The sequence below is a fragment of the Labrenzia sp. 5N genome, from assembly GCF_012395805.1.
Lineage (GTDB): Bacteria > Pseudomonadota > Alphaproteobacteria > Rhizobiales > Stappiaceae > Roseibium > Roseibium algicola.
The window spans coordinates 197,220-218,770 of record NZ_JAAZTM010000011.1 but is presented as its reverse complement, the minus strand read 5'-3'; the positions used below and the strand labels follow the sequence as shown (position 1 = coordinate 218,770).

The following is a 21,551-nucleotide window of genomic DNA, read 5'->3' as shown; positions in this document are numbered from 1 at the left end:
CTCTTCCGAGCAGCCGAAGAAAACGCGGCCTCGATACTGTTGCCGGAGTGAACCGACTGCGCAAGCCCAGGACCGACGCTTGCACAGACAAAACGGACAGGCGGCCGCAATTCGTTGTCGAAAGCATGAAGGCAGCCCGGACAACGCCCACCTTCACCTCACCGGTCTTGGCGGCCCAACGAACAAGGGGCGCCCCAAAGCATCACGCCCCATCCTCACAAGCGACCAGTCCTCTACTCGCGTTTCGGGTGTTCTTCATTCCGGTGAGGTGATACCTGAGAGACATCACTCAATCTGAGATCGTGCAATGCCACTTCGTAACTGGATCATGCTGACCGTCCTTGGCGCCATCTGGGGCGGTTCCTTTTTGTTCGCAAAGGTGGCCGTTGCCGAAATCCCGCCGTTTGTTCTCGTATTCCTGCGTGTTTCCATTGCCTGCACGGTCCTGCTGATGATCCTTTGGCATCGTGGCATGTTGAACCGGCTGGAGAAAAAATATGCCGTGCCGTTTCTGGTCATGGGACTGCTGAACAACGCCATTCCCTTCTCTCTCCTGTTTCTCGGACAGACAGAAATCGGTGCGGGCCTCGCATCCATCCTGAATGCAACGACGCCTGTCTTCACGGTGATCGTAGCTGGTCTGCTGACGAAACAGGAAACGCTTCAGGGCAACAGGATTGCCGGTGTGGTGCTGGGTGTTGCAGGTGTCGCCATCATGTTGTGGAGCAGCCTGTCGGGCCTTGCGAGCGACCCGTTGTGGGCACAGCTTTGCTGCCTGGGTGCCGCGATCTCCTATGCCTGCGCGGCGACCTTCGCCCGCCGCTTCAAGACGCTGCCGCCGCAAGTGACGGCAACGGGTCAGTTGCTCGGCTCGACCACCCTCATGCTGCCGGTCGCTCTTCTGACTGCCGGTAACTGGACCATGGCCGATCCCAGCCTGACGGCCTGGCTCAATGTGCTCGCGCTCGGCGTATTGGCAACCGCCCTTGCCTACCTGATCTATTTCCAGATTCTGGCCGAAGCCGGCGCGACCAACGCTTCGCTGGTCACGCTCCTTGTCCCTGCAAGCGCTCTCTTCTTCGGCTGGCTGATCCTGGGAGAAAATCTGGGTGTGCTTCAGCTTGGCGGATTTGCCGTGCTGCTGGCAGGCCTCGTCGTTCTTGACGGACGCATCCTCAAAAAGCGCCGCGCGCCGGCGGTCTGATCGGTTCGGGAAAAAAGGAGCCTTCTGCAAAAGGCAGAAGGCTCAAGCGCCAGGAACTTGGGCTGCACCTGACGTACATCCGGAAGGCGCGATTAGGGGCACGCACCCTTTTTGACCGGATAGCGGATCAGCGGGCGTTCCGTCGAACGCCAGCCATTCTAGAAATGCAGGGCCTTGACCTGCTTGACGTGGGAAACGGCTTCCAGCCGCGCCAGAACCTCCGCAGACACGTCGCCATCCACCTCTACAAGGCAGATCGCATCGTCCCCAGGGGCCAGACGGCCGAGATGGAAGGTCGCGATGTTGACGCCGCTGTTGCCGAGTTCCATCCCGAGGTGTCCGATGAAGCCCGGCTTGTCCTCGTTGGTGATGTAAAGCATCTGCGGGCCGAGCTCGGCCTCCATGTTGATGCCCTTCACCTGGATGATCCGCGGTTTTCCGTCGGCAAAGACCGTGCCTGCAACCGAACGTTCCTGACGCTGGGTGATCACCGTAAGGCGCATGTAGGTCTCGTAGGCGCCGTCCTTCTCGCGGCGGATTTCCTCGATCTTCATGCCCCGTTCCTTGGCAAGGATGGGCGCGGAAACCATGTTGACCGTCTGCAGGAGCGGCGTCAGCAGCCCCGTCAAGGCAGCTGCAGTCAGCGCCTGTACGTTCATCTCGGCAACGGCACCGGCATATTCCAGGCGAACCCCTTCGATGCCGGTCTCCGTCAGCTGCCCCGCGAAAGAGCCCAACTGTTCGGCCAACCGCACGAACGGCACAAGCTTGGGCGCTTCCTCGGCAGTAATGGACGGCATATTGAGCGCGTTGCGGACTGCTCCCTGTAGCAGGTAGTCGCACATCTGCTCTGCCACCTGCAGTGCAACGTTTTCCTGGGCTTCCGTGGTGGAAGCACCCAGATGCGGCGTCGAGACGAAGTTCGGCGCGCCGAACAGCAGGTTTTCCTTGGCAGGTTCCTCGACAAACACGTCGAACGCCGCCCCGCCGAGTTTGCCCGCGTCCAGGGCCGCCCGCACTGCCGCCTCATCCGCAAGCCCGCCTCGGGCACAGTTGATCAGATACGCGCCCTTGCGCATCTTCTCGATGGCCTTGGCATCGATGATGTTGCGCGTCTTGTCGGTGAGCGGTGTGTGCAGTGTGATGAAGTCGGACCGGCACAAGAGGCCGTCAAGCTCGACTTTCTCCACACCTAGCGCAACGGCCCTTTCCGGCGTCAGGAAGGGATCGAAGGCGATCACTTTCATCTTCAGGCCGATGGCCCGGTCCGCCACGATAGAGCCGATATTGCCGCAACCGATCAACCCGAGCGTCTTGCCGGTAAGTTCACGGCCCATGAAACGGGATTTCTCCCACTTGCCTGCCTGGGTCGAGGCATCCGCCGCCGGGATCTGGCGCGCAACCGCCATCATCATCGAGATGGCATGTTCGGCAGTGGTGATCGCGTTGCCGAAGGGCGTGTTCATCACGATGATACCGCGCGCGGTCGCCTTGGGAATGTCGACATTGTCGACGCCGATCCCGGCACGGCCGATCACCTTCAGATTTTCAGCCGCTGCAATGATTTTTTCCGTAACCTTGGTGGCCGAACGGATTGCCAGACCATCGTATTTGCCGATGATCTCCAGCAGTTTTTCCTTGTCCTTGCCGACGTCCGGCAGGAAGTCCACGTCGATGCCGCGATCCTTGAAGATCTGCACGGCAGCGTCCGACAGCTTGTCGGAAATCAGTACCTTGGGAGCCATTGGAGCCTCTCCTTGAATACGAGAAACGATCCGGGCAGCGCACCGCCCGGGACTGTTGTCGTTGAAGGATGAACAGGCTCAGGCGGCCTGGGGCAGCTTCGCTTTTTCCGACTGGAATGCCCAGTCAAGCCAATGGGTCAAGGCCTGAAGATCGCTCGTCTCGACGGTCGCGCCGGCCCAGATCCGAAGACCGGACGGTGCATCGCGGTAAGCGCCGATGTCATAGGCGATGCCTTCAGCGTCGAGCGTACCGGCAAGAGCCTTGGCAAAGGCGGCCTGCTGGTCTGCAGTGAGCGAAAGAATGCCCGGATCCGTGACCTTGAGGCAGACGGACGTGTTCGACCGCGTTGCCGGTTCAACGGCAAGGAAATCGACCCAGGAGGTCTTTTCGGCCCAGTCGGCAAGCACCTTGAGGTTGGCATCAGCGCGGGCACGCAGGCCAGACAGCCCACCCAGGCCGTCGGCCCACTTGAGGGCGTCGATATAGTCCTCGACACAGAGCATGGACGGCGTGTTGATGGTCTCGCCCTTGAAGATGCCCTCGATCAGCTTGCCGCCCTTGGTCATGCGGAAGATCTTCGGCATCGGCCAGGCCGGCGTATAGCTTTCGAGACGCTCGACCGCGCGCGGGCTGAGGATAAGCATGCCATGTGCAGCTTCCCCGCCCAGCACTTTCTGCCAGGAGAATGTCACGACGTCGAGCTTGTCGAACGCAAGATCCTGCGCAAATGCGGCGGAGGTCGCATCGCAGATGGTCAGGCCTTCGCGATCGGCCGGGATCCAGTCGCCGTTGGGAACACGGACGCCGGAAGTGGTGCCGTTCCAGGTGAAAACAACGTCCTTGGAGAAATCGACCGAGGCAAGATCCGGCAGTTCGCCGTAAGGCGCTTCCAGGACCCGGGCATCATCGAGCTTGAGCTGTTTGATGACGTCGGTAACCCAGCCGGAGCCGAAGCTTTCCCAGGCGAGCATTTCGACGCCACGTGCACCGAGCAGCGACCAGAGCGCCATCTCGACAGCGCCGGTGTCGGACGCCGGGACGATACCGATCCGATATCCGTCCGGCACGTTCAGCACCTTGCGGGTCAACTCGATGGCTTCGGCAAGTTTGGCCTTGCCGGGCTTGGCCCGGTGAGACCGCCCAAGCGGCGCATCGCCCAAAGCCTCAAGCGACCAGCCGGGACGCTTGGCACAGGGACCAGAAGAAAAATTGGGATTGGCCGGACGCACGTCCGGCTTGGCGGTGAGGTCTGTCATATCCGTCTACCCTCGCAGATAGTTGCCTCTCGTTGGGGAGAGGTGGCCCACCTATGGGGATAGGACCTTCCTGACCTTTGGTCAATTCAAATCACGGGTGAACAGATAAATTCGGTCACGCCCATCGCCTTCCGGAGGCGTTCTCTCAGACAAACCACCCGCACCTGAAATCAGGATTGGGGTCGCTTGGCTCAAGAGAACGCAAGGGAAAGTGTGAGCGCAAACAGGAAAAGGCCGGTCGATTGACCGGCCTTTCAAATTCGCTGATCGGAAGATCAGAAGTTGCTGGTGATCGGACCCTGCGGCTCGTAGTAGACCGGGCCGGCTGGGGCTGAGAACGTGTTGAAGGTGTAGCGCGCACCAAGGCGGAACTCGTGAGCTTGCAGATCTTTGTATTCGATCCGTGTGTTCTGGCCGGCTGTCGAGAACTTGGCGGAATGTGCATCCCCAATATTCAGATAGCGATAACCTGCATCCAGAGCCAGATTTGGCGTGATGTCATAGGCAGCACCAGCCATCAGGGCCCACGCGAAGTTCCACTTGCTGTCCCCTTCGTAGGTTCCAGCTACACCGTTCGGATTTACAAAGTTGATGTTGCTGGTGGTTACGTAAGACGCACCAACACCTGCACCAACATAAGGCGTGATCCGGTTCCAGGTACCAATGTCAACATAGCCGTTCAGCATGAACGTCCAGACATCGATATCTGCCTTCTCGACGGAATATCCAGGCGAACCACAAAGGTTACAGGGACCCTTTGATTTCGCCTCTGCCGGGAATTCATAGTCAATCGTGAAGTCGGTACGGAAGTGGTTGTTGAACTTGTAGCCAACACCAGCACCCATCATGAAGGTGCCTTCCATATCTTCGTCGTAAAAGTCCAAGGTGCCGTATTTGATATCCGGTGCCTGATAGATCTTGTAGCCAATATCGCCACGCAGATACCAACCGCCAGCAGCCGGGACTTCCGGGATGTGCTCGATGACCGGGGTTGGCAAATCCGCGGCATATGCAGCAGTGGAAAGCGCAACAGCAAAGCCGGTCAAAGACAAACGCTTAAAGAAATTGTCCATGTCCTCGTCCTTTTCCAGTGAGCGTCCGCGTTAACCAATGCCGGACACATCAAACTTGAAAGCATACTGACGGGAATTCATTAATTGTGACTTAACTCTGTTCTTTAACCGCGTTTTTTTACCTTAAGGAAACCTTAACAGCCGAAGAAACGTCGAAAGATCAGAAACAGGCCTGCAAAATTATCAGGCAGGCCGGGGACATAGCTGCCAGAGCCGCTTGTTGTCATCCAGGTCAAATGAAACACGATGCGGATCCGGGAGGCCACCTGTCGCCACGTTTTCATGAACTTGTTAGGACTTCCCGAGAAAGTGGCATCCAGCCGCCCTGTCCAGAGGCTGTATTCCAGGTGTCATCCGGGGTTCTCCGCGGATAAGGCGCAACAAAAAAGCCGCCTCACATGGGCGGCTTTTCTCGTCACTTGCTGTCTCGCCGATCAGGCAGCGGTTGTTGCCACCACGCCGGCGATATCATTGACCACCTGCTTGACCAGCTCCGCATCGTCGCCTTCCGCCATCACGCGGATCAACGGTTCGGTGCCGGAAGCTCGAATCACGAGGCGGCCTGAATTGCCGAGGCGGGCTTCGCCATCCTCGATCGCGGATTTGACCAGATCCTGCTCAAGCGGCTTGCCGCCCTTGTAGCGCACATTCTTGAGGATCTGCGGTACGGGCTCGAACCGGCGGCAGACTTCCGACACGGGCTTGTCCTGATCCTTGACGCACGCAAGAACCTGCAGGCCCGCGATCAGGCCGTCGCCGGTCGTGGCAAAGTCGGACAGGACGATGTGGCCGGACTGCTCACCGCCGACATTGTAGCCGTTGGCACGCATATGCTCGACCACATAGCGGTCGCCGACCTTGGTCCGGGCAAGGCCCAGCCCGAGGCTCTGAAGGTATCGCTCCAGTCCGAGATTGGACATGACCGTCGCCACGATCCCGGGCGCGGACAGGCGGTTGCTTTGCTGCCAGGACTGCGCCACCACGGCCATCAGCTGGTCGCCATCCACCACTGAGCCGTTTTCATCGACGATGATGACCCGGTCCGCATCCCCATCGAGCGCAATGCCGATGTCGGCGCGTACTTCATGCACCTTGCGGGACAAGGCATCGGTCGACGTCGAGCCGCATTCCTTGTTGATGTTGAAGCCATCCGGCGTGACACCCATGGTGATCACATCCGCACCCAGCTCCCACAACGCCTCGGGCGCGACCTTGTAGGCAGCCCCGTTGGCGCAATCGATCACAACACGCAGACCTTCCAGGCTCATTTCCCTTGGCAGCGTCCGCTTGGCAAATTCAATGTAGCGCTGCTGCGCACCGTCGATCCGCTTTGCGCGGCCAAGCTCGCTGGCGCTCGGCAGTCGGGATGTCAGGTCGCTTTCCATCAGCTCTTCGATCGTCTTTTCGATCTGGTCGCTGAGCTTGAAGCCATCCGGGCCGAAGAACTTGATGCCGTTGTCCTGGAACGGATTGTGCGAGGCAGAGATCATCACACCGAGATCGGTTCTGAGCGAGCGTGTCAGCATCGCAACCGCGGGCGTCGGCAGCGGGCCCAGCAGGAACACATCCATGCCGACCGAAGTGAAGCCTGCCACGAGGGCGTTTTCCAGCATGTAGCCGGAAAGGCGGGTGTCCTTGCCGATAACCACCCGGTGGCGGTGCCCGCCGTTCTTGAAAGCCAACCCGGCGGCCATGCCAACCTTCAGCGCCATCTCGGCGGTCATGGGATAGCTGTTCGCCTGACCGCGGATGCCGTCGGTGCCGAAAAACTTGCGCATCAAATATGCCTTGCTGATCTATCTGTCTTGGTTGCGCTCTTTGTAACGCAATCAGCCGAAGTCACGATTCAAAATATGTGAGCAATTGTTACCATTCCCTGATGGCTGGCAACCCTGTTCTTTCACCGCAAACGAAGATGCCCGGCGCAGGCCGGGCATCTGGGTTGTTCAGAATATCGGAACCGATCAGGATTGCGGCTGCGGCTCCATGCCACCGCTGGCCTCGTCGCCGCCACGCTTGGCACCGGCGGTCGGTACCGCGGACGACCGGCCGACCGGCTGGTCGTCGTCCGTGTCGCGCACCGGCGGCTTGCCATCGAGCAGACCCTTGATCTCGTCGCCCGACAGGGTTTCGTATTCCAGGAGACCCTTGGCGATCGTGTGCAACTGGTCTTCGTGATCGCCCAGGATCTTCTTGGCGGTTTCATAGCCCTGATTGACGAAGGACTTGATTTCCGCATCGACGATCTTCTGGGTTTCGTCGGAAACGTGCTGGTTCTTTGCCACGGAGTGTCCCAGGAACACTTCTTCCTGGTTTTCACCGTAAAGCAGCGGACCGAGCTTGTCGGACATGCCGAACTGGGTCGCCATCGCGCGGGCCAGCTTGGTGGCCATCTGGATGTCGCCGGACGCGCCCGAAGTCACTTTCTCGTAGCCGAAGATCATTTCTTCGGCGACGCGGCCACCCATGGCAACAGCAAGGTCGGCCTTGCACTTGGCGCGGGTAAGCGACACCTGGTCCTTCTCCGGCAGGCGCATGACCATGCCAAGCGCACGTCCGCGCGGAATGATGGTCGCCTTGTGGATCGGATCGGAAGCTTCCTGGTGCAGAGCCACCAGCGCGTGACCGGCTTCGTGATAGGCGGTCAGCTTCTTTTCTTCCTCGGTCATCACCAGCGTACGGCGTTCCGCACCCATCATGACCTTGTCCTTGGCGTCTTCGAATTCTGCCATGGTCACCAGTCGCTTGGAGCGGCGGGCAGCCAGAAGCGCGGCTTCGTTGACGAGGTTCATCAGGTCCGCACCGGAGAAGCCCGGCGTACCGCGTGCCAGCGTCTTGACGTCGACATCCGGTGCCAGCGGAACTTTCCGCATGTGCACTTTCAGGATCTTCTCACGGCCGGTGATATCCGGGTTCGGCACCACGATCTGGCGGTCGAAACGGCCCGGGCGCAGCAGCGCCGGGTCCAGAACGTCCGGCCGGTTGGTCGCGGCGATGATGATGATGCCTTCGTTCGGCTCGAAACCGTCCATCTCGACCAGCAGCTGGTTGAGCGTCTGTTCGCGCTCGTCGTTACCGCCGCCGAGACCGGCGCCACGATGACGGCCGACCGCGTCGATTTCGTCGATGAAGATGATGCACGGAGCATTCTTCTTGGCCTGTTCGAACATGTCGCGGACGCGGGACGCACCCACACCTACGAACATTTCCACGAAGTCGGAACCGGAAATGGTGAAGAACGGGACGTTGGCTTCGCCGGCAACCGCACGCGCGGTCAGCGTCTTACCGGTACCCGGAGGGCCAACCAGCAGAACACCGCGCGGGATCCGGCCACCAAGACGCTGGAACTTCTGCGGGTCGCGCAGAAACTCGACGATTTCCTGAAGGTCTTCCTTGGCTTCGTCGATACCGGCCACGTCCTCGAAGGTTACCCGGCCGTGTGCCTCGGTCAGCAGCTTCGCCTTGGACTTGCCGAAGCCCATGGCCTTGCCGCCGGAACCCTGCATCTGGCGCATGACGAAAATCCAGATACCCAGGATGATCAGCATCGGCAGCCAGGAGAACAGCGCACCAAGCAACGGAGAGCTTTCCGCCGGCGGGCGGGCGTTGATCAATACGCCCTTGCTGCGCAGCTCATCGACATATTGCGCGCCGTCAGGAGCGTAGGTCTGGAAGGCACTGCCACTGCTGTAGGTACCGGTGATCTTCTGTTCCTGAATGATGACCGATCGGATCTCGCCGTTGTCGACCTGCTTCATGAAGTCCGAATAAGCAATGTCATTCGTTGCGCCATGCTGCGCGGGACTTTGAAAAAGCTGGAACAATGCGATCAATAGCAGGGCGATGATCACCCAGAGAGCGAAGTTGCGAAAATGTGCGTTCATTTCGTTTCCTTAACCGCCCAACGCGACTAACTGCACGCGGTTACGTTTCTTTAGAGCGAAGATAGGTCGCCCAAAGCCCGCTGCCAAGGCGGTGCGCCATAGTTGCGCAGATGCGCTGACTATTTTCTTAAGCACGGACCTCTAACAGATGTTCCAGATGGGGAAAACCTCAGATTTCCTCGTCTGCGTCCTCATTGTCCATAAAGTTATCCGGCAATTTACCTTGGATCGGCATTCGCTCCAAATTCAAATCTGCGCTGCTGCAGGAATTGCCAATGGTCAAAACAGCCGTCGCGGAAGCCGGGGTCAGGATCTCCCCTGCCCGCCACAGGACCGGCGCGCAGTCGAAGGCGGCCTTGGGCCAGCCCGCCGGCCAGTCGATTTCCCGGGACGCTACAGGCGCGTTCATCAGCGGCCCCAGGCACAAGGGGGCATCACTTTCGCCAACAGGACAAGTGGAGACCCGGTAAAGGTAGCGGCCATCCCATGAGCCGGATCCAGCAAGACCCGTGAGAATGCCCGGCGGCTCGCGCCCCGGTTCTTTCCACACTCTGATGACGCTTGCGTCTGCGTCGAAAACCGATCCTTGAAAGGTTTGACGGTTCGTCTCACCGGACATCAGCACCCCGTCCAGAGCCTGAAGCCTGGCAAGTCTTGGTCGGGAATTCTTGCCCGAGACACGCGCCATCAGATAGACGAGCAGCCGGAGACGGAGTTCTTCCGGTTGCTCGCGGTAGGCTTCACGCTCCAGGCGCGCCGGTCCTGCCGGGTGTTCGGTGATCAGCCGAGCGACCAGGTCATCGGCGGTCCGCTCCAGGGCTTCCCGCGCCCGGCGGATATTGGCAGCGGTCTGTGCAAGACGCTCTGCGCTCAATCCCTCCTCGGCCAACAGCGACAAGATGGCGCGGAGCCGGCTGCGCTTGTATTTCGGGTTCCGGTTGGATGGATCCGTGCACCAGGAATGGCCGCGCTCTTCAAGCGTCACCTCGAGGTCGGATTTCGAAACACTCAGGAGCGGGCGCAGCAGGCGCAGACCTTCCGGACCGCTGCCTTCGTCGGCCGCCATCCCGCTGAGGCCGGTAACGCCGCTCCCCCGGGTCAGACGGTCCAGAAATGTTTCCGCCTGATCGTCAAGGTGATGACCAAGAACAAGCGCCTCCGCGCCGATGTCCCGCATACGCGCAGCCATCAACCGGTAACGGGCAACGCGTGCCGCTTCCTGGAGGTTTGCAGCCGGTTTGGTGTCGGTCCAGCACAACACCGTGCAGGCAAGGCCGCGCGCACGCGCATTCGTTGCAACGAATTCCGCCTCCTGACCGCTTTCAGGCCGGAGTTGATGATCGACACACAGCACTTCGACGGCACCCTGCCAGCCGGTGCGTTTGCGCCATTCATCGAAAAGAACAAGAAGACAAAGGGAATCCGAGCCGCCGGACACTGCCAGCGCCAGATTGGAAAAAGAGCTTAGCTTTGAAAAAAGAGCATCGACGCGATCGGCCGGGAGCCTCAGGGGCTCAACCGGCCCGTCAGGAGCACTGGGCACGACGGCGTTCATCCCGCGCCTGGGACAAAACGGCTGGAGCGGCATTCGGATATTTGTTCAGCAGTTCGGAAAACGTTGCGCAGGCCGCATCCGCTTCGCCGAGACCACGCAGCGAGACACCCAGCTTGAGCAGGCTGTCGGGGCTCTTGGCGTTGCCGGGATGGTCCGTGTAGGTCTTCAGGAAGGCATCGGCTGCCTCGCGGTAGTTCTGCTGCGCCAGCAGGCTTTCGCCCAGCCAGTATTGAGCGTTCGCCGCCTGTGCATCGTCGGGATAGGTTTCCAGAAAATTCCGGAATCCGCGCTCGGCACCCGCGTAATCGCCATTGACCGCCAGGGAATAGGCCTGATTGTAGTCAGAGCTCGGGTCGCCGCTGCCGATGACGCTGGCAATCTGGTCATCGTCGGTGGCAAGACCAGGATCGGGCGCGATTTCCTGACCGGTGCCAGGCAGGTTTTCAAGCCCGTTGGCCAGCCGCGAAAGGTCGATCGGACCGTCGCTCGGCAAACCGCTTTCATAGCCGCCGGACTGATCCCAGTTGCCGTCTCCAGATCCGTCCGTAGGGAGTGTCGCAAAACCTCCACCCGGCGCGATAAGGTTGCCCGACTGCGGAGTACCGTCCGGGCCTAGGCCCGGAGCGGTCGATCCTGGAGCGACATCCGAGCGCTTGCCCGGGGTGCCGCCTTCCAGCTGCTGGAAGCGGTATTCATTGTCTTCCTGCATGCGGCGCATCTGATCCTGCAATTCCCGCATCTGATAGGACAACTGTTCGATCTGACCGGTCAAAACCCGGATCCGTTCCTCAAGCTGACCGATCCTTACGCTGGAATCGTCATTCTTGCGTCCGAACAGCTGGGCTTGCGACGGTGTGGCAGTGGCGAAGGTGATGACCAACGCCATGATGAGACCTGCCAGTCCCTTTAGTTTCAGCATTCGCTCCTCCGGTTGGATTTGCTGTACCAGTGTCTGGCCGTGGTCCGACAAACGCCAATACTCAAGCAGATCCACGCGCATGATGTCTTACCATGCCCGGCTTCTTACTCAAGTGCACAGAGCGCTTCGACTTCGGCCAAATTTTGACGTTACCGGCTGACATTGAAGTGATTTCGTCATTTCCGGCCGGCCCAACAAAAAAGGCCGGGCAAGCTGCCCGGCCTTTTTGTTCGGCATTTGCCGGATCAGTTGGTCGCGTTGTTCAGGACAGTCACCGCACGGCGGTTCTGCGACCAGCAGCTGTTGTCGTTACAGACAGCAACAGGCCGTTCCTTGCCGTAGGAAATCGTCCGGACTCGCGAGGCGTTCACGCCCTGTGCCACCAGATAGTCACGTGCGGACTGGGCACGGCGTGCTCCCAGCGCGATGTTGTACTGACGCGTGCCGCGTTCATCCGCATGCCCCTCGATCGTGATCGTGTACTGGGGATAGCGGTTCAGCCACTTGGCCTGATTGGCAAGGGTTGCCTGACCCTGCGATGTCACCACCGACTGGTCTTCTTCGAAGAACACGCGGTCACCCACGTTCACGACGAAGTCCTGGCCCGTGCCGGGCTTCACATTGCTCGACAGCCCGTCCGGTTTGTTCTGGGCACATGCTGCTGCGAACAGAACCACGAAGCAGACTGCAATCCAGCGCGCGCCCCGTCCGGCGTTTAAACTCTTGAACATTCCTGTCTCCTACACCCCAGCCCGCCAACCTGACATTTCATCCGTCCGGTTCTTGGTAAACGCTTTCTAGCCAAAACCGGTAAAAAACGCCTTTTCAAACATGGTTAGCGAAAGCTTAACACGGCCTGCCTTCACAGGCCGCATGTCTCCATCAGTCGATCAGCGGCGACCAGGAGGGATCCGACGCGAAGGCCGGGGTCTCCACCCGCTGTTCGTTGTATCCTGTCAGGTCCACGGTCCAGACCTGCGGCCCGCCATTGGCACCCGGCGTATCCCGGAAAAACACCAGCACACGGCCGTTCGGCGACCAGGCAGGACCTTCGTTGTGATAGCCCTCGGTCAGGATACGCTCGCCCTTTCCGTCCGGCCGCATGACGCCGATCATGAAGCGGCCCTGGTGCTGCTTGGTAAAGGCGATCAGGTCTCCACGCGGCGACCATACCGGCGTGGAATACCGGCCAGGCCCGAAGGAAATACGCTGCGCACCGCCGCCGCCTGCGCTCATCACATAAAGTTGTTGTGTGCCGCCGCGGTCGGATTCGAACACGATCTGGCGTCCGTCCGGTGAGAACGACGGGCTCGTGTCGATGGCCGCGTCGTTCGTCAGACGCGTCGTCTGGCGAGAGCGCAGGTCCATCTTGAAGATGTTGGCATTGCCACCCTGCTGCAGGCTCATCACCACGCTCTGGCCATCGGGCGAGAACCGCGGGGCAAAAGTCATGCCCGGGAAGTTGCCGACGATTTCGCGCTGACCCGTTTCAATATTCAGCAGATAGACACTCGGATCGGCACCGCCGTAGGACATGTAGGTCACTTCCTGGCTCGTCGGCGAGAACCGCGGTGTCAGCACCAGATCGTCGCCGCGCGTCAGGTAACGCACGTTTGCGCCGTCCTGATCCATGATCGCCAGGCGCTTGACGCGCTTGTCCTTCGGGCCGGTTTCGTCGACATAGACGATGCGGGTGTCGAAGTAGCCCTTTTCACCGGTCAGCCGCTCATAGATCGCGTCAGCGATGATATGCGCCAGACGCCGCCAGTTTTCGGGTGTCGTGTAGAACTGCTGGCCCAGCATCTGCTCTGACGCGAAAACGTCCCACAGACGAAACTCCGCCCGCAGACGCCCGTCCGGCTGCTTGATCACCGTACCGGTGACAAGCGCCTGGGCACTGATCTGACGCCAGTCGCCGAAACGCGGCGTGGAATTCACGCTCATGTTCTTCTGAATGAAGCTGGCCGGGTCAAGTGGCCGGAACAGGCCGGAGCGTTTCAGGTCGGCGGCAATGACGTTGGTCATGTCCGCGGCCAGCTTGCCGTCTCCGCCTTCGGCGGAAAACGACGGCAGTGCGATCGGCAAGGGCTCGATGTTGCCCTGGGTAATATCGATTTCGACAAGCGCTGCCGCCGGCAGCGGAGCAATCACCACAAAAGAAGCGAGAACAAATGCGAGCCCTCTGGCTTTCCGGCTTGTGAAAACAGAAAGTTTTTTCAGTATTCCGCGCATGAGCACAACAGCTCCCTTATGGACGTTTGAACTGGCCGGGCCAGTCTATCCCCCGAGCATCTCTCTGGGGTCGAAATTGATGATGACTTCCTGCCAAGCTTCATACTTGGAAATTGGCAGATTGTATGGCTGGCAGCGCATGATCGCGCGCACGGCACTGCTTGAGGCTGCTCCGAACGCCGGATTGCCGCTGGAATTCATGACTTCCGGCTGGCCAGAAACCTGACCGTCCTGGGACAGGTTGAAACGGACACGAACCTTCAGGTCTTCCGCACCGACGGCACCCACCGGCGGGTTCCAGCATTGCGCCACCATTCCGCGCAGCGCATCCAGCTCGGACTGGCTCATACGCACGTTCTGCTCCCCGCGCCGGGAACCGAGAGAGGCCGGGTTCTGGCTGGTTTCGCCGGTCTGTTTGGCCGGCTCGACCTTGTTCAGAAGCGCAGCGATATCGGTGCTGTCGAAATTATCCTTCGGCGGCTCGGGCGCATTCCTCGGCGGCGTCGGCTTGGAGCGCGGCGAAACCTTGGTCACGATCGGCTGGGGCGCAGGCGCGGCCTCCTGCTGCGGCACAGGCTCCGGTGCCGGGGCAGGGTCCGGTGCAGGCGCAGGTTCGGCCACCGGCGCTGGTTCGGGCGCAGGCGCCGGAGCAGGCTCTGGATCCGCAACGGGCGTTGGTTCCGGTGCCGGAGGAGGCGTCGGAGACGGCGAAGGTGTCGGCTGCGTCGGCTGCTCAACCTTGCTCTCGCCCGGCTTGTCGGCCGGCTTCGGAGGTTCCTCGGCCGGGGTTTCGCTTGGGTTTACCGCCGCGACATCCCGAACTTCGGCGGTCTTTTCGCCGACCCGAAGCCTGGTGATTTCCTCGATGGGCACCAGTTCGACAGGCAGAGAATCCACCTGCGGAACCGCAAAGCTCTCAGCGTCCGGAAAGGCGATCAAGCCCCAGAGCAGGAAAGCCGAGTGACCGGCCAGAGACGCGATGAGACCTGCGCGCATGACGCGTTACGAGTCCCGTTCTTCCAGAGTGACAAGACCGAGGCGTTTAAACCCGGCCGCGCTGATGCGGCCCATCAGCTTCATCATGGTGCCGTAGTCGGCATCCTGATCGCCGCGCACGTAGATACGTTCCTCGTAACCATTGGCGGCAATGGCTTCGAGCTTTGGCACGATCTCCTCAATCGTGATCGGGGTATCCTGGATGAAGATTTCACCAGCCGCGTTCACCGAGATGGTTATCGGCTCGGTATCGCCTTCCAGGGCCTTGGCGCTGGTCTCCGGCAGATCGATCGGCACACCGACCGTCAAGAGCGGAGCAGCCACCATGAAGATGATCAGGAGCACCAGCATCACGTCGACCATCGGCGTGACGTTGATTTCGCTCATGGGTGCGTGGCGACGCCTGCGCCGCCCGCGCCGTCCGCTTCCTGCCTGACCTGAACCGACCTGCATGGCCATGGATCAGCCCCTCTCGTCGATCTGACGGGACAGGATGGCGGAGAACTCGTCCGCAAAGCCTTCCATGCGCGAAACCGCCTTGCCGACGTCGGCCGAAAACTTGTTGTAGGCGATAACAGCCGGAATCGCGGCCAGTAGACCAAGCGCGGTCGCAAACAGCGCTTCGGCAATACCGGGCGCCACGACGGCAAGGTTGGTGCTTTCCGATGCCGCGATCGCCTGGAACGCCGTCATGATGCCCCAGACCGTTCCGAACAGACCGATGAACGGTGCCGCGGAGCCAACGGTTGCCAGGATCAGCAACCGGCTTTCAAGCCGCTCGGCTTCGCGCTGGATGGTGACATCCATCACCCTGTCGATACGCTGCTGCAGGCTGCCGATGGCAGGCCGCGCGCCCTCGTGGCTGCGCTTCCATTCACGCATGGCTGCGACGAACAGTGCCGCCATGGAATGGTTCACACGATTGTGAAGCGTATTATAGAGTTCTTCGAGAGACTGACCGGACCAGAACACCGTTTCGAACCGGCTCATCTGGCGCCGTGTCCGGCCGACCAGCATGATCTTGTCGACGATGATCGCCCAACACCACACCGAAGCGCCCAAAAGGCCGAGCATTACGACCTTGACGACGATATGCGCCTGCCAGAACAGCGCAAAAAACGAAATGCCGCTCTCTGGCGCCAATGTCGATTGGACAAGTGTTTCCATAAATTCAATGACCCCTTGGCCGTCTGACGCTGTTTTGCATTCAAGGTTTCGAAAACGACAGCGAGGAACCGGAATCAGCCGGCCGGCTCTTGTAACCTGCCGCCTCTCTGACGTTTGATTTTGTCAAAACTGGGACTTTTCCAATCAAAGAAAGTCCCTCTCTAAAGGAATCAATTAAGGTTACTGCAAGATTAACGCAGTAATGGGTTTTGAAAGTATTTTACCGCCGCCAAGCAGCTTGCCTGCTCTTTCAGAGCCAAGCCCTTCAACCGTCGGTGTTTTCTCCAGGTGCATGCTGCACGAGTTTTTCCGAAAGGACCTGCGGCAGTCGGGTCGGACGTCCCTGCGAGGTGATGATCGCAACGGTGACCGCAGCCGAAATCAGCAGCTCTTCGCCGCGGTAAATCAGCTGATCGAGCCGGATTCGGGCGCCTTTGTACTCCGCAAGGCTGGTATGAACTTCCAGCACATCGTCAATCCTGGCCGGTTTCTGGAAGTCCAGCGTCATTGTCTTGACTGCGAAGGCCAGCGAAGCACCGTGGGTCCCTTCGGCCATCTCACGATGGTGAATGCCGATGAGACGGAGGAAATCCGACCTGGCGCGCTCGAAGAAGCGCACATAGGCACCGTGATAGACGATGCCCGTGAAATCCGTGTCCTCGTAGTAGACGCGAACAGGAAGCACATGACCGCCATCTTCCAGGCGGCCGGCGAGATCCGGCCAGTCCGACACGCTTTGTCCCTCGAAAGCTGCATGAAAAAGCCTCCCGGTCGACCGACCGGGAGGCTCGTACCTGGCCCTTACGTAGGCCGTATCTTATGCAGCGGCAACCTCGGAGAGGAATTTCTCGACGGACGCACGAAGCTGTTCCGCCTGCTGTTTCATCTCGATCGTCGCGTTCAGCATGTCGCCAACCGCTTCCGAGTTTTCGGCAACGCCTTCGTTCAGCGACGCCACAGTCTCCGCAACGCTGCGGGTACCTTCCGCGGCTTCTGCAACGTTTCTGGAAATCTCACCGGTGGCAGCGCCCTGCTGCTGCACGGCGTCCGAAATCGTGGTGGTGTAGGAGTTGACCTCCTCGACCGATTCCGACACCCGGGCAATCTCTTCCACCGCTTCGGTGGTAGAGGCCTGGATAGCCGCGATCTGCGCGGAGATTTCTTCCGTTGCCTTGGCGGTCTGGCCGGCGAGCGACTTGACCTCGGAGGCAACGACCGCAAAGCCCTTGCCGGCATCGCCCGCACGCGCAGCTTCGATCGTCGCGTTCAGCGCCAGCAGGTTGGTCTGTTCGGCGATCTCTGAAATCAGCGACACGACATCGCCGATCTTGTTGGCCGCTTCCGCAAGGCCGGAGATCTTGGAATTGGAACTCTGCGCGGCGGTCGTGGTCTGGGCCACGATGCTTGCCGTGGTTTCGACCTGACGGGAGATCTCCGAAATCGACGCGTTGAGTTCCTCGGTGGCGGAGGCAACCGCCTGAACGTTGGAGGAAGCGTTTTCCGAAGTCGACACCGCGGTCTGCCCCTGGTCTGACGCCGCAGTGGACCGGTGACTGAGAGCGGAAGAGACTTCTTCCACACGGGCAATATTGGTTTCCACCAGCTCGAGAACCGCCTGCGACTCAGCGCGGAATGCAGCAATCAGCGCATCGATGGTCTTTTCACGCTGTTCGCGGGCAATGTGGCCAACCTTGCGCTCGGATGCCAGACGCTCGCGTTCGATGGAACTGTCCTTGAACACTTCGATACAGCGCGCCATGCGGCCGATCTCGTCCTGGCGTTCGGTCGCTTCGACACCCACTTCCAGCTCGCCGTCGGCGATCTTGCGAGCCGCGACGGCAAGGCGTTCCATGGGAGCGAACATGCGCCGGGTTACCCACCAGATCAGGCCGACGATCGGAACCAGACAGAGGAAACCGGAAATGATCGCGCCATAGGTGATGCGATCCGCGGCGGCCGACAGTTCCGTCTGCTTGACGGCATCGACCACACCGAAAGGCGAACCGACAAACGTGTTGCTTGCTTCCGCGAAGCGGTAGTCACCGTCTTCCAGGCGGATCAGCCGGTCATTGACCTTGATATCGGAGATCATGTGGACGGCGCTCGCGCGGCCCATATCGTCGAGCTGAACCAGCTTGCCATCGGAATCGGCAAGGAAGATGCGCTCGCTGTCGCCGAGGCCGGTCTTCTCGTTCAGCAATCCGGCCAGATGCTCCATGTTGGTCGTGAACGCAATCGCGCCGAAGAACCGGTCCAGATAGAACACAGGCACCGCAAGAACTTCCGAGACGGTGCCGTCTTCGGTGGTCACAAAGCCTGAGGAATAGATCTGCCCGGCCGCCAGCGTCTCGTTTTTCGAGGCCTCGAACAGCTTGCCCATGGCGATCTGCACCGGATGGCCCTGGATCTGCGCGTCTTCCACGTGGAAGGCGAATTCCGGACCCTTGCGGAAAGTATAGGTGATGAACCCGTCCGGATTGGCCAGCGCCGCATCGGAAAACAGGCCCTGATCGACCAGTTCCTGGTAGATCGGATGAACGACCTTGTGGTTGTTCACGTAGTAGTTGGACTCTTCCGGCTCCACCAGAAGGTGACGCTCATCTTCGGGATGCGGATTGTCGGTCACGAAGATCTTCCGGAGCAGTTCGTTCTGCCCTTCTTTCAGGTTCTTCCACCCGACCATGGTCTTCATCAGACTGTCCTTGGCGCCTTCCAGCGTGGAGAAGAACGCAGCGCTGTCCTTCACCTGCCCAAGGGAGAGTTCAATAACCTTCTGTTTCGCCTTGGTAGCACTTTGCAGGCCGGCATCAGCCTGACCGTTTGCAACATCCCGCGAAATGGTCGACGTGACCGTGACAATTGCCACGCACATAGTGAGTGCGCCGGCTAAAAACATTAGAGCCAGTTTAGATGAAAGGCGCTTCCGCATGGTTTCCCCCGCATAGTTAACGCGACGATACGGCAGGATTCGCGAATAAATGCTTAATCGCTACGCAGAGCTAGATGTAACTGACGAGACCTTGCCTTATAAATACTACTTAAACTATTCGGGATCGGTGAACAGTCCCATTTGCGGAGCATCCGGTCTGGATGGGGCCGCAAGACCCAGGTGTTCGAACGCCATCGGCGTCAGGATACGTCCCCTTGGCGTCCGCTGCAGAAACCCGTTCTGGATCAGGTAGGGTTCGACGATCTCCTCGATGGCATCACGAGGCTCGGAAAGTGCTGCCGCAATGGTTTCGATCCCGACCGGCCCACCACCGAAATTCACCGCGATCTGGCTCAGGTAGCGACGGTCGAGACTGTCGAGCCCGGCACCATCGACTTCCAGCTGCAGAAGCGCCCTGTCGGCGAGTTCCCTGTCGACCCGCTCGACGCCGGCGACAATGGCAAAATCCCTTACCCGCCGCAGCAGTCGCCCGGCGATACGCGGTGTCCCGCGGGAGCGTTTGGCAATCTCGCGGGCACCGTCTTCAACCATGCCGATGCCGAGAATGGCGGCGCCACGCTTGACGATGTGCTCCAGCTCCGGAACCGTATAGAACTGCAGCCTGACAGGAATGCCGAAGCGATCGCGCAGCGGAGTGGTCAAGAGGCCCAGCCGCGTCGTCGCGGCAACGAGCGTGAACTTCGCCAGGTCGATCTTGACTGATCGCGCAGCCGGTCCTTCACCGATGATCAGGTCGAGCTGGAAATCTTCCATCGCCGGATAAAGCACTTCCTCGACTGCCGGATTGAGCCGATGGATCTCGTCGATGAAGAGGACGTCGCGCTCTTCCAGGTTGGTCAGAAGTGCGGCCAGGTCTCCGGCCTTGGCAATGACAGGACCGGAGGTCGCCCGGAAATTGACCCCCAGTTCGCGTGCCATGATCTGCGCCAGCGTCGTCTTGCCGAGACCGGGAGGCCCGACGAACAACACATGGTCCAGCGCCTCCCCCCGCGCCTTCGCCGCACCGATAAAGACCTTCAGATTGGCGCGCGCCTGGGCCTGACCGACAAAATCATCCAGCACCTGGGGGCGCATGGTTGAATCGATCTCGTCCCCCCGGATTTCCGGCGTCACGATGCGAGTGTCATCCGACATGGCTTACGACCACAAACAGCAACACCAGAAGAGCCAGGGAATAGGCCACCCGGAGTGCATAGAATTTTTTGAACTGGCGCAGGACAAACGGGTCGTCCGACTCCACACGGCGTCCGTTGACAGTAAACGGACGATCCCCCACCGAGGCACTGAAGCGGTGATCGAGGTACATGATACCGCCGATGCCCAGAACCACGAACACGACGGCAATGATGCCATAGGTAACGGCGATCATCCGGCCAATTCCTTCAAGCCAAGGCGGATCAGCGTTTCCGTGGTCGCGTCCTCACCGACTGACTGCAAGGCCTTTGCGACGGCGCCACTCGCCTGCGCCTGTGCATACCCCAGATTGGTGAGCGCCGAAACCGCCTCGGCCACCGGCCGGGCAGCCACGTTGTCGGCAACGTTCTGGGAAACCGCAATCGTGCCCTGGTCCACTGTGGCAAGTCCCGGTGCCTTGTCCTTGAGTTCGGCAATGATGCGTTCAGCAACGCGCTTGCCGACGCCAGGTGCCCGCGAAATCGTTGCCTTGTCGCCAAGCGCAATCGCGTTGGCGACTTCGCTTGCCTTCAAGATCCCCAGAATGCCCAGCGCAACCTTGGCGCCGACACCCTGAACGGTCATCAGGATACGGAACCATTCGCGCTCCGCCTCTACCCCGAAGCCATAGAGCCGGATCATGTCCTCACGAACGATTGTCTCGATGAAAAGGACAGCCGCTTCACCTGCGCGCGGCAGACCCTGCAGAATGCGCGAGGGACAATGGACCTGATAGCCCACACCGTGCACATCCAGGATCACGTGATCCTCGCCATAGCTGTCGATGGTGCCTTTCAGCTTGCCGATCATATTGCCCCCATGGCGGCAAGCCGCGCTGTACTGTTGGACCGGTGCTGCGCATGGCAAATGGCAATTGCCAGTGCATCGGCGGCATCGTCCGAATTGAAAGTGGCCCGCGGCATCAGAACCTTGACCATGGCCCGGATCTGTTCCTTTTCCGCATGACCGGTCCCGACCACCGTCTTCTTGACGAGGTTCGGCGCATATTCGGCAACCGGAAGTCCGGCGAGCGATGGCACCAGCAGAGCGATCCCGCGTGCCTGCCCGAGCTTCAGAGTTGCGCCCGCATCCTTGTTGACGAACGTATGTTCTACCGCGGCTTCGGATGGTTCGTGCTGGCGCACGACTTCGCTGAGGCCGTCATGCAGCTGCACCAGGCGCTCGGCCAGGCTCTTCTTGTTGTCGGAGGTTACCGTTCCGGAAGCAATGAAGGACAGGCGATTTCCCGTCGCCTCGATCATGCCCCAGCCGGTACGCCGCAGCCCCGGGTCGATGCCCAGCAAACGAATCGCGTGTATCATGGAACAAATCGGTAACAAAACTTCCCCGTTGACGCCAGCCAAAGCGCGGCTTACCACCGGAAAGCCTGTCAAAA

At 60.1% G+C, this 21,551-nt stretch carries 19 protein-coding genes; 1 reads left to right on the top strand and 18 read right to left on the bottom strand.

Annotated features, from left to right (window positions below):
- Positions 1-307: 307 nt before the first annotated feature.
- Positions 308-1,204 carry a DMT family transporter gene (locus tag HEP89_RS12195; RefSeq protein ID WP_031270514.1) on the top strand — a complete coding sequence of 299 codons (897 nt, stop codon included), beginning with the start codon at positions 308-310 and terminating at the stop codon, positions 1,202-1,204.
- 158 nt (positions 1,205-1,362) lie between these two features.
- Here HEP89_RS12195 and serA read toward each other — a convergent pair whose 3' ends face one another.
- The 18 genes from serA to ruvC all read right to left on the bottom strand — a co-directional run bounded on the left by serA (position 1,363) and on the right by ruvC (position 21,477).
- Complete coding sequence (gene serA, locus HEP89_RS12190; RefSeq protein WP_062487075.1) at positions 1,363-2,949, bottom strand: phosphoglycerate dehydrogenase; 1,587 nt, start codon at positions 2,947-2,949, stop codon at positions 1,363-1,365.
- 78 nt (positions 2,950-3,027) lie between these two features.
- Complete coding sequence (locus HEP89_RS12185) at positions 3,028-4,206, bottom strand: phosphoserine transaminase (protein WP_168692130.1); 1,179 nt, start codon at positions 4,204-4,206, stop codon at positions 3,028-3,030.
- 275 nt (positions 4,207-4,481) lie between these two features.
- A complete protein-coding gene (locus tag HEP89_RS12180; RefSeq protein ID WP_168692129.1) occupies positions 4,482-5,279 on the bottom strand; it encodes an outer membrane protein in 798 nt (265 codons plus the stop codon).
- 434 nt (positions 5,280-5,713) lie between these two features.
- The gene (gene glmM, locus HEP89_RS12175; protein WP_023003434.1) at positions 5,714-7,057 is read right to left on the bottom strand and encodes a phosphoglucosamine mutase; all 1,344 of its coding nucleotides are present in this window, start codon (positions 7,055-7,057) and stop codon (positions 5,714-5,716) included.
- Positions 7,058-7,243: 186 nt separating this feature from the next.
- Entirely contained in the window at positions 7,244-9,163 is a 1,920-nt protein-coding gene (ftsH, locus tag HEP89_RS12170; protein WP_023003435.1) for an ATP-dependent zinc metalloprotease FtsH, read from the bottom strand.
- A gap of 169 nt (positions 9,164-9,332) precedes the next feature.
- Entirely contained in the window at positions 9,333-10,601 is a 1,269-nt protein-coding gene (gene tilS, locus HEP89_RS12165; protein WP_168692128.1) for a tRNA lysidine(34) synthetase TilS, read from the bottom strand.
- Positions 10,602-10,689: 88 nt separating this feature from the next.
- Positions 10,690-11,637: a tol-pal system protein YbgF gene (ybgF, locus tag HEP89_RS12160; RefSeq protein WP_031270520.1), complete on the bottom strand. Its 948-nt coding sequence runs from the start codon at positions 11,635-11,637 to the stop codon at positions 10,690-10,692.
- 245 nt (positions 11,638-11,882) lie between these two features.
- Positions 11,883-12,368: a peptidoglycan-associated lipoprotein Pal gene (pal, locus tag HEP89_RS12155; protein ID WP_023003438.1), complete on the bottom strand. Its 486-nt coding sequence runs from the start codon at positions 12,366-12,368 to the stop codon at positions 11,883-11,885.
- A gap of 151 nt (positions 12,369-12,519) precedes the next feature.
- Positions 12,520-13,869, bottom strand: a complete 1,350-nt coding sequence (gene tolB, locus HEP89_RS12150) for a Tol-Pal system beta propeller repeat protein TolB (RefSeq protein ID WP_023003439.1) — start codon at positions 13,867-13,869, stop codon at positions 12,520-12,522.
- A 45-nt stretch (positions 13,870-13,914) separates the two neighbouring features.
- The gene (locus tag HEP89_RS12145; protein WP_168692127.1) at positions 13,915-14,865 is read right to left on the bottom strand and encodes a cell envelope integrity protein TolA; all 951 of its coding nucleotides are present in this window, start codon (positions 14,863-14,865) and stop codon (positions 13,915-13,917) included.
- Positions 14,866-14,871: 6 nt separating this feature from the next.
- On the bottom strand, positions 14,872-15,324 hold the full coding sequence (gene tolR, locus HEP89_RS12140; protein WP_023003441.1) for a protein TolR: 453 nt from the start codon (positions 15,322-15,324) through the stop codon (positions 14,872-14,874).
- 3 nt (positions 15,325-15,327) lie between these two features.
- Positions 15,328-16,032 carry a protein TolQ gene (gene tolQ, locus HEP89_RS12135; protein ID WP_023003442.1) on the bottom strand — a complete coding sequence of 235 codons (705 nt, stop codon included), beginning with the start codon at positions 16,030-16,032 and terminating at the stop codon, positions 15,328-15,330.
- Positions 16,033-16,297: 265 nt separating this feature from the next.
- Entirely contained in the window at positions 16,298-16,765 is a 468-nt protein-coding gene (gene ybgC / locus HEP89_RS12130) for a tol-pal system-associated acyl-CoA thioesterase (protein WP_023003443.1), read from the bottom strand.
- Positions 16,766-16,849: 84 nt separating this feature from the next.
- The gene (locus HEP89_RS12125) at positions 16,850-18,904 is read right to left on the bottom strand and encodes a methyl-accepting chemotaxis protein (protein ID WP_209014620.1); all 2,055 of its coding nucleotides are present in this window, start codon (positions 18,902-18,904) and stop codon (positions 16,850-16,852) included.
- 171 nt (positions 18,905-19,075) lie between these two features.
- Entirely contained in the window at positions 19,076-20,116 is a 1,041-nt protein-coding gene (gene ruvB, locus HEP89_RS12120) for a Holliday junction branch migration DNA helicase RuvB (RefSeq protein WP_023003445.1), read from the bottom strand.
- A complete protein-coding gene (locus HEP89_RS12115; RefSeq protein WP_023003446.1) occupies positions 20,106-20,351 on the bottom strand; it encodes a hypothetical protein in 246 nt (81 codons plus the stop codon). The genes ruvB and HEP89_RS12115 overlap by 11 nt, the downstream gene beginning before the upstream one ends.
- Positions 20,348-20,965: a Holliday junction branch migration protein RuvA gene (ruvA, locus tag HEP89_RS12110; RefSeq protein ID WP_062487064.1), complete on the bottom strand. Its 618-nt coding sequence runs from the start codon at positions 20,963-20,965 to the stop codon at positions 20,348-20,350. The genes HEP89_RS12115 and ruvA overlap by 4 nt, the downstream gene beginning before the upstream one ends.
- Positions 20,962-21,477 carry a crossover junction endodeoxyribonuclease RuvC gene (ruvC, locus tag HEP89_RS12105; protein WP_062487062.1) on the bottom strand — a complete coding sequence of 172 codons (516 nt, stop codon included), beginning with the start codon at positions 21,475-21,477 and terminating at the stop codon, positions 20,962-20,964. Before ruvC ends, ruvA begins: the two co-directional genes overlap by 4 nt.
- Positions 21,478-21,551 lie beyond the last annotated feature (74 nt).

Excerpts from the sequence above, each read along its gene's own strand:
- ruvB (WP_023003445.1), bottom strand. The coding sequence starts at position 20,116 with ATGTCGGATGACACTCGCATCGTGACGCCGGAAATCCGGGGGGACGAG.
- pal (WP_023003438.1), bottom strand. The coding sequence starts at position 12,368 with ATGTTCAAGAGTTTAAACGCCGGACGGGGCGCGCGCTGGATTGCAGTC.
- HEP89_RS12125 (WP_209014620.1), bottom strand. The coding sequence starts at position 18,904 with ATGTGCGTGGCAATTGTCACGGTCACGTCGACCATTTCGCGGGATGTT.
- HEP89_RS12195 (WP_031270514.1), top strand. The coding sequence starts at position 308 with ATGCCACTTCGTAACTGGATCATGCTGACCGTCCTTGGCGCCATCTGG.
- serA (WP_062487075.1), bottom strand. The coding sequence starts at position 2,949 with ATGGCTCCCAAGGTACTGATTTCCGACAAGCTGTCGGACGCTGCCGTG.
- HEP89_RS12115 (WP_023003446.1), bottom strand. The coding sequence starts at position 20,351 with ATGATCGCCGTTACCTATGGCATCATTGCCGTCGTGTTCGTGGTTCTG.
- glmM (WP_023003434.1), bottom strand. The coding sequence starts at position 7,057 with ATGCGCAAGTTTTTCGGCACCGACGGCATCCGCGGTCAGGCGAACAGC.
- ruvA (WP_062487064.1), bottom strand. The coding sequence starts at position 20,965 with ATGATCGGCAAGCTGAAAGGCACCATCGACAGCTATGGCGAGGATCAC.
- tolB (WP_023003439.1), bottom strand. The coding sequence starts at position 13,869 with ATGCGCGGAATACTGAAAAAACTTTCTGTTTTCACAAGCCGGAAAGCC.
- ruvC (WP_062487062.1), bottom strand. The coding sequence starts at position 21,477 with ATGATACACGCGATTCGTTTGCTGGGCATCGACCCGGGGCTGCGGCGT.
- ybgF (WP_031270520.1), bottom strand. The coding sequence starts at position 11,637 with ATGCTGAAACTAAAGGGACTGGCAGGTCTCATCATGGCGTTGGTCATC.
- tolR (WP_023003441.1), bottom strand. The coding sequence starts at position 15,324 with ATGGCCATGCAGGTCGGTTCAGGTCAGGCAGGAAGCGGACGGCGCGGG.
- HEP89_RS12185 (WP_168692130.1), bottom strand. The coding sequence starts at position 4,206 with ATGACAGACCTCACCGCCAAGCCGGACGTGCGTCCGGCCAATCCCAAT.
- HEP89_RS12145 (WP_168692127.1), bottom strand. The coding sequence starts at position 14,865 with ATGCGCGCAGGTCTCATCGCGTCTCTGGCCGGTCACTCGGCTTTCCTG.
- ftsH (WP_023003435.1), bottom strand. The coding sequence starts at position 9,163 with ATGAACGCACATTTTCGCAACTTCGCTCTCTGGGTGATCATCGCCCTG.
- tolQ (WP_023003442.1), bottom strand. The coding sequence starts at position 16,032 with ATGGAAACACTTGTCCAATCGACATTGGCGCCAGAGAGCGGCATTTCG.
- HEP89_RS12180 (WP_168692129.1), bottom strand. The coding sequence starts at position 5,279 with ATGGACAATTTCTTTAAGCGTTTGTCTTTGACCGGCTTTGCTGTTGCG.